At 34.7% G+C, this 1,782-nt stretch carries 2 protein-coding genes and 1 pseudogene; all 3 read left to right on the top strand.

Features of this window, described 5'->3' with window-relative positions; genetic code table 11:
- Positions 1–821: 821 nt before the first annotated feature.
- Complete coding sequence (locus ACFIO3_RS12585) at positions 822–956, top strand: hypothetical protein (RefSeq protein WP_375614562.1); 135 nt, start codon at positions 822–824, stop codon at positions 954–956.
- A gap of 125 nt (positions 957–1,081) precedes the next feature.
- A complete protein-coding gene (locus tag ACFIO3_RS12580) occupies positions 1,082–1,207 on the top strand; it encodes a hypothetical protein (RefSeq protein ID WP_375614561.1) in 126 nt (41 codons plus the stop codon).
- 183 nt (positions 1,208–1,390) lie between these two features.
- A pseudogene (locus tag ACFIO3_RS12575) lies at positions 1,391–1,782 on the top strand (hemin-binding protein E); the annotation flags it as partial.

Below are 1,782 nucleotides of genomic sequence, written 5' to 3'. Positions count from 1 at the left end.
TGTAGGTGTTGCATACAAATTCTAATTTCGTCAAAAACGAAATGATGAAGACAAAATAAATTGTTATGAGGCTCTGTCGAAGACGGAGCCTCTGTTATTTTTCTATTGCTATATTATCACATACCCTATATTTGTTAGGGATTTAAAAGATATTATTCGGATTTTCTTAAAAAGATTGTCATAAACGAGAGACAATAACCACGATGTAAAATCAATATCTTATGCACATTTATAACTTACAATTTCTTGTACGAAGTGAAGTTATGAAATGATTTTATCTTTGGTTCGTCTTTCATTTCCTATGGTTGTATCATGTTGACTACAGCGTTTTTCTGTAGTCATATAATACTTTGTTCCTAAATAAATTAGGAGAAAAGTTTACGAATATAAAATCTTTAATCATAATTTCTGTTATCACTATAATTATAGCTTTGCGATACAAGCTGCTAATTCTATCATCCTTGGTGAAGCAGCTCCAACAGGTATTGCTGCTCCTACTTTTTTTGAACAGGTTTTTATATCGGGGATCAAGTTGGCAACTTTTCAAGTCAAGTTGATCTATTTTATTTAGAGATAAAAGAGAAAACTCCATACAAATATGGATTGCCTAAACTTTCAGGTTTGATTGGCGGTTTTTATACAGGATCTAACTTTGATCTTGGAAATGTCTTCATCTTAGGTGTTGTAACAGATGCAGTCTGGGCATGACCGTGGAAACACAAAAACGTACTTAGAGGATCTTGAGGCGTATGAGATATAAAAACTTAGCCAAAATCTTATAAATGCTAGCGTTACTTTGGCTGATGCAGAAAAGCTTCACGATGATGATACAATGGTTTATAATTTTTACTGAAGAAGAAAAATGGTCTAGTTTAACATGGGCCCGTATTAGTTTTGTAGTTGCTAATCGTATAATACCTTATTTTGCTGATGGTATTGCTTATACGCAAATGTAGGGCATTTCCGCAATTGAAGTGAAAAAAGAGGCTGGCTGATAATACTGGTCAAGTGATCGCTTCTGCTAATTTGCATGATGAAGACAAAGATACTGGTTAGTTTCACTTTAGGTGTTGACTTTGCAATGACAGACAATGTTCTGTTGCGTGCAGAGCACCATTACTCAGACTTGCGTAAGAAGCAATTTGCAAAGGATAAACTAGGCTATACAACCAATGACTTTCGTGCAGGTGTCGCTTACAAGTTCTAATTTCATCAAAAGTGCAATTATGAATACAAAGTATTAATAAAAAATTAAATTTCCAAAAGATATTGACTTTTACAAAAGCGCTGTTTTCTGGGATTTTTATTTGTATGATTGTGACATTTTTACTACAGCTTTTCTATTTATAATCTTGTAAGGTCGTTTTATAGTTAATTTAGGAGCAAAATTATGAATACAAAATCTTTAATAGCAACTTCTATTGCTGCTTTAATTTCAGCTTCTGCAGCACAAGCTGCTGATGTTATCATCCCTCGTGAAACAACCCCAGCAGTTATCGCAGCAGCCCCTTCGTTTTCTTGGACAGGCTTTTATCTTGGTGGTCAAGTTGGTAACTTTTCGAGTAAAACTAAAGTAACTATTCCAGGAGAAGATAAAGAACTTGTCAAAAAAGATAACACACCTAGTCCTTCAGGTTTCATGGGTGGGATTTATGCCGGATCTAACGTAGATCTTGGAAATGGTCTCATTCTCGGTGTTGAAACCGATGCAGTTTGGGCAGACCGTGAAGAATCAAAAACAGCCCGTGAATTGACTCTTACTAAAGAAGATGTGGCATTTTT

The sequence above is a fragment of the Bartonella sp. AD328YNZD genome, from assembly GCF_042196425.1.
This window is presented reverse-complemented; position numbering and strand designations above follow the sequence as displayed.